We start from the raw sequence: 5335 nt of genomic DNA, 5'->3' as shown, positions 1-5335 counted from the left end.
GCCCGGGCCCCCCCCCCCCCCCCCCCCCCCCCCCGGGCGGGCGGGGGCGGGGGCGGGGGGGCGGGGGGGGTTCCTCTGTTTGCGCCCGGGGGGGGGGGGGGTTGGGCTGTCCCCCCCCCCCCCCACCAAAAGGGGTGAACGGTCGTAACTTTCCCGTGCGAGGCGCGTTCGGTCGCGCTAAGAGATCAAGCGGTCACCACACGTGACGCGTGGGCCCGAACTGGCCGTCAGCCGTTCGGATAGGCCCAGGCGTTGGGGCGGCAGTCGATTCCGTCGTGGTCGACGAATTTCGTCTGCTGCTGCATGACCGGGGCGAGTTCGCCGTCCTTGTCGCAGGTGACGTGGTTGTAGCCGATGCGGTGACCGACCTCGTGGTTGATCAGCATCTGCCGGTACGCGTGGATCGCGTCGCCGTACGGCGCGGCGCCCTGGGCCCAGCGGTAGGCGTTGATCATCACGCGCTGGGTGGCGGCCGAGTCGCAGGAGACGTTGTCCTCGGTGGTGTCCAGGCCCGACTTGGCGCACCACTCGGCGGTGGTGCCGGGGCTGGCCAGCGTGAGGACGAAGTTGGGCTGGCCCGTCTCGATGCGCTCGAAGGTGCGGGCGCCGTTGTGGGACCAGCTCCGGTCGTCGTTGAGGGTCTTCTGCACGGCCTCGGCGAAGAGTTCGCCGTCGAGGCCGAGCCCCTGCTCCACGTCGATGCGGTAGGTGTACTTCTGCCCCTTCCCGGTCCCCTTGGCGATGCCCGGGATCGCGTCGAACTTCCCCGAGGCCTTGAGGGTGGCTCCCAGCGGGTACGTCCTGTCCATCTTCTGCTCGTACGTCAGCGGTTTCGCGGAGGCGGACGCGGAGGGCGTCGGCCGTTCGTCGTCGCGTGACGCCGGGTCGTGGGCACCGCGGGCCTGGTCGGTGGCGGACTGCGCGCGCGTGTCGCTCCCGTCCGACCCGTCGGCGACCTGACCGGCCACGACGACGGCCAGCACGGTGGTGACGGCGGCCGCCGCGATACCGGTGAAGGTCCGGCCCTTGGCCCCCTTGACCGGTGCGGGTTCACCGGTGGGCGGCTCGTCGTCGGCGTCCGCCTCGGCACCGCCGGGGATGCCGCCGCCTCCGGAGGCGCCCCCGTCCGCGGCGCTCCAGTCGGTGACGGAGGCGTACGGGTCGGCGGGCCGGGCGGCGCCGGGGGTACGGCCGCGGGGGCGGACCGCGAAGACGTCGTCGTCCGCGCCGAAGGCGTCCAGGTAGTCCTGCCGCGGCCCGTCCGCCGGCGCCTGCCGCTGCCTCGGGAAGGGCGAGCCCGGTCCGGACGGCGAGCCGGGTCCGGACGGCGAGGGCGGCGTGAAGGACGCGGGGGCCCCGGTGCGCGGTCCCGCCACCGATCCGTGCTCGGCAGCGGCACCGGGCCGCGGGGCCGCCTCGCCCCAGCCTCCGCCGGGTTCCCGCTGCTCGGGGTGACCGCCCCGGACCCGCGGCACGCCGTGCGCCGGGGTGCCGTCGGAAAACCTGGGGACACCGTGCGCCGGGGTGCCGTCGGGGTACCTCGGGACACCGTGCGCCGGGGTGCCGTCGGGGTACCTGGGGACGCCCTGCGTCGGCGTACCGTCCGCCGTCCGCGGAAAACCGTGGGCCGGCGTCTCGTCCGGGAATCGCGCCCCCGGGCCCTCTCCCGGGCCGGGACCCGCGTACCCCTGGCGGGCACCCGGGACATCGCCCGGAGCCGCCCCGCGTGGCGCCGCCCCCTCGCCCCCCTGTGACTGGTGGGGCCACTGTGCCTGATGAGTTCCCTGCGGCCGGTACGGCCCCTGTGGCTCCTGCGACGGCTCGTTCGTCCGGCGCGGGTCGGGCCGACCGGCCCGGTTCTCACGTGTTGCGGCGGTGTCCGCGGCGTCTGCCTTCGGAGCGGGCCCGCGGCGGCTGTGGCGTCCCACGTCGCGCCTCAGCCTCCTGACGTCTGGTTGGCGGGCTCGTCGTCGACGGCCCCGTCGGTCCTTTCGCCACCCGCCGGCTTCCCGGTGCCCACCGCGTCCGCGGTGCCCACCGTGTCCGAGGCAGCCGCGGTGTCCGCGGTGTCCGCGAGGAGTTCGCGGAACGCCGTGGCAACGGCCTCCGGATACTCCATCATCGCCACGTGTCCCGCGTCCGGCAGGGTCAGCAGCCGGGAGTCACGGAAGGCGCGGGCGGCCCGCTGGGCCATGCGGTAGCCGACGAGTTGGTCCCGTCCACCGTAGACCAGGAGCGTGGGTGCGAGAACCCGCTCGGCCTGTCGCCACAGTCCGTGCCGGCCGCCCACCGTGTACGCGTTGACGAGTCCCCGGGTGGAACGCGCCATCGCGTCCCAGAAGTACGGCAGCCGCAGCCGCCGTTCCATCTCCTCCACCGCGTTGCGGAAACCTTCCGGCGTCACCCGCCCCGGGTCCCCGTGGCAGAGCGCCGTCACGCCACGGACCCGCTGCTCCGCGGTCCACTCCCGGGTGAGCCGGTTGAACAGCGGAACCACCCCCGGCAGCGCCAGCAGCCCCGTCGGTACGGCGCTGCGCTGCACGCGGATCTCCGGCAGCGCGGGCGACACGAGGGTCAGCGTCCGCACCAGGTCGGGACGCACGGCGGCGACGCGGGTGACGACGGCACCGCCGAGCGAGTTCCCGAACAGGTGCACGGGACCGCGCCCGGACGCGTCGAGATGGCGGACGACCGCGCGCGCGTGGCTCGTGATCGAGTAGTCACCGTCGTCCGGCGGCGGGGAGTCGCCGAAGCCGGGCAGGTCGAGGGCCTCGCTGTGGACGACGCCGTCCAGCAGCGGCATGAGCGCCGACCAGTTCTGCGAGGAGCCGCCGAGGCCGTGGACGTAGAGGGCGGGCGGCAGTCCCTCGCGGGCGGGCCGCCTCGACCGCACCGTCAGGGTGATGCCGGGGAGGTGGACCGACCTGAGCCGCTCCCCGTCCGCGACCCTGACGGCCGCGACCTTCGGCAGCACGTTGGCGGGCGGCACGGACGGCGGCTCGGTCGAAGGCATGCGGCAATATTACGAGATGATCACGCAGTGGTTCATGTGTTCGCCGTCACAAGCGCTGCTGCGGCGGCGCGTCGACCGGGTAGGGATGCCGTCGGCGCCGGGACCGGGCCCGCAAGACCGGGAGCGGCGACGCATGGCGTCCGGATCGGGTGTCTCCTAGGCTCGTGAGGTGGGCACCCGCGTGTGACCCCTGCACCCCGGGGACGTCCGTAGGAAGGGAGCCCAGCATGACCGTCGACCCGACCGACCCCGACACCTTCGACGACGAGGCACAGGCGCCGGATCCGGAGGACCGCGACGTCGAGGCGCCCGACGCCGACGCCGCCGAGCAGCGGGCGGACGTCGGACAGGACCGCGACGAGCCGCTGACCGGCGTCGAGGCGGACCGCGCCAACGAGGCCGACCTGGCCGAGCAGGCCCGGGTCGTCTCGCACGACGAGGACGACTACCGCTGATCACCGAAAGGGAGGCCGATCTTTGCCCGGTCTGGCTCCTTTTGAAACCTGTTGTGCGGCTTTCGCCACCGTCCGGTCCGTGAAATTCTGCGCTCGCAGCACACACACCACGGTTACCGAAAAGTACGATGTCGACGCGGCGCACACCGCACGAGGACGACTATGGGAGGCGGCGTGACAGCCATCGAGCAGACAGAGGCGGTACGCCCGCGGGGCACACGCCTTCCCCGCCGAGCCCGACGCAACCAGCTGCTGGGCGCCGCACAGGAAGTGTTCGTGGCCCAGGGCTACCACGCGGCCGCGATGGACGACATCGCCGAGCGCGCCGGCGTCAGCAAGCCGGTGCTCTACCAGCACTTCCCCGGCAAGCTCGACCTCTACCTCGCCCTGCTGGACCAGCACTGCGAGGCACTGATCCAGTCCGTGCGCAGCGCGCTGGCGTCGACCTCCGACAACAAGCAGCGCGTCCGGGCGACGATGGACGCGTACTTCGCCTACGTCGAGGACGACGGCGGCGCCTTCCGCCTGGTCTTCGAGTCGGACCTGACCAACGAGCCCGCCGTGCGCGAGCGCGTGGACAAGGTGACGAACGAGTGCGCGGAGGCGATCTGCGACGTCATCGCCGAGGACACCGGCCTCTCGCGCGCGGAGTCGATGCTGCTGGCCTCGGGACTGGGCGGTCTCGCGCAGGTGGTGGCGCGGTCCTGGCTGCACAGCGACCGCAGCGTGCCCCGCGACCAGGCGGTGCAGCTGCTGACCTCGCTGGCCTGGCGGGGCATCGCCGGCTTCCCGCTGCACGGCACCGAGCAGCACTGAGGCGGCGGCGTCGGTTCTGTTCCCCTCGGCTGTTCGCTCCTGGCGTTCTCGGACGCTGCGTGTACGTCCCCTCACCGGGCTAATGTGTGCTGGTACGGCGCGGAAGGTCGCGCACTTACTGACCGTCGGAGGGACATAGCCGTGGAGGTCAAGATCGGCGTGCAGCACGCGCCGCGCGAGATCGTTCTGGAGAGCGGTCAGAGCGCCGAGGAGGTCGAGCGCGTGGTGGGCGAGGCACTGGCCGGCAAGTCGCAGCTGCTGAGCCTCGTGGACGAACACGGCCGCAAGGTCCTGGTGCCGGCCGACCGGCTCGCCTACATCGAGATCGGCGAGCCGGCCCCGCGCAAGGTGGGCTTCGGCGCGCTGTAGCCGCCTCACGCGGGACGACGGACGTAGCACGGGTGGGGCCCGGCGGTGACACACCGCCGGGCCCCACCCGTTTTCGCGTTCTCGCTCCCGCTCCTGCTTCCGTTCACGGGCGGAGCACAGTTCACCCACAGGGGGAGGATTGTATTCCGCAGGTCAGGGGTAAGTCGGCTGTGACCGTTTGGGGCAGGCCGGCCGTGTGGGAGGGACCCCGACATGATCTTGGAAGCGCTCAGCGCCGCACTCCTCGGCCTCGCCCTGGCATGGGCGGCCGCGCACCGTCTGCCCCACCGCCTGCCCGCCCCGCTCCTCGTCCTGCCGACCGGTGTCGCCGGGGCCCTCTTCGGGGCGTTCGTCACGCACACCGCGCTGGGCGCCGGGGGGCTCGTGCCCGTGCTGCTGGGTTCGGCGACGGTCTCCGCGGCCTCGCTGTCGCTGCTGCTGCGCCCCGCGGGAAGGCTCCGCCGCAGTTCGGCCACCGCCTGACCGGCAGGCCGCCGTGCCGGGTCGGCCCGGGCCACGGCTCACGGCCCGCGTACTGGCTCACGGCCCGAGCGGTGGCGCACCGCCCGGCCGACGGCGTCAGGCGGCCAGACCCAGCGCCGCCATCCCGCCCCACGGGAGGCTCCGCCGCAGTTCGGCCACCGCCTGACCGGCAGGCCGCCGTACCGGGTCGGGCCCGGGC

The 5335-nt window shown here is 73.5% G+C and carries 6 protein-coding genes; 4 read left to right on the top strand and 2 right to left on the bottom strand.

Annotated features, from left to right (window positions below; genetic code table 11):
• Positions 1–227: 227 nt before the first annotated feature.
• Positions 228–1928 carry a DUF3152 domain-containing protein gene (locus tag ACFV9J_RS24870; protein WP_385357171.1) on the bottom strand — a complete coding sequence of 567 codons (1701 nt, stop codon included), beginning with the start codon at positions 1926–1928 and terminating at the stop codon, positions 228–230.
• Between the two features lie 8 nt (positions 1929–1936).
• On the bottom strand, positions 1937–3013 hold the full coding sequence (locus ACFV9J_RS24865) for an alpha/beta fold hydrolase (protein ID WP_385357169.1): 1077 nt from the start codon (positions 3011–3013) through the stop codon (positions 1937–1939).
• 227 nt (positions 3014–3240) lie between these two features.
• On the opposite strand from ACFV9J_RS24865, the gene ACFV9J_RS24860 reads away from it, so the two are divergent.
• The 4 genes from ACFV9J_RS24860 to ACFV9J_RS24845 all read left to right on the top strand — a co-directional run bounded on the left by ACFV9J_RS24860 (position 3241) and on the right by ACFV9J_RS24845 (position 5136).
• Positions 3241–3468 (top strand): hypothetical protein, encoded by a 228-nt coding sequence (locus ACFV9J_RS24860; protein WP_385357166.1) that lies wholly within the window; start codon positions 3241–3243, stop codon positions 3466–3468.
• Between the two features lie 174 nt (positions 3469–3642).
• Positions 3643–4284: a TetR/AcrR family transcriptional regulator gene (locus ACFV9J_RS24855; RefSeq protein ID WP_030400709.1), complete on the top strand. Its 642-nt coding sequence runs from the start codon at positions 3643–3645 to the stop codon at positions 4282–4284.
• Positions 4285–4425: 141 nt separating this feature from the next.
• Positions 4426–4653 (top strand): DUF3107 domain-containing protein, encoded by a 228-nt coding sequence (locus ACFV9J_RS24850; protein ID WP_115744078.1) that lies wholly within the window; start codon positions 4426–4428, stop codon positions 4651–4653.
• Between the two features lie 213 nt (positions 4654–4866).
• Positions 4867–5136, top strand: coding sequence for a hypothetical protein (locus ACFV9J_RS24845; RefSeq protein ID WP_115744077.1), 270 nt, complete (start codon positions 4867–4869; stop codon positions 5134–5136).
• Positions 5137–5335: the final 199 nt, after the last annotated feature.

Source organism: Streptomyces sp. NPDC059906 (assembly GCF_042730645.1).
In the GTDB taxonomy this organism is placed as follows: domain Bacteria; phylum Actinomycetota; class Actinomycetes; order Streptomycetales; family Streptomycetaceae; genus Streptomyces; species Streptomyces rubrogriseus.
This window is presented reverse-complemented; position numbering and strand designations above follow the sequence as displayed.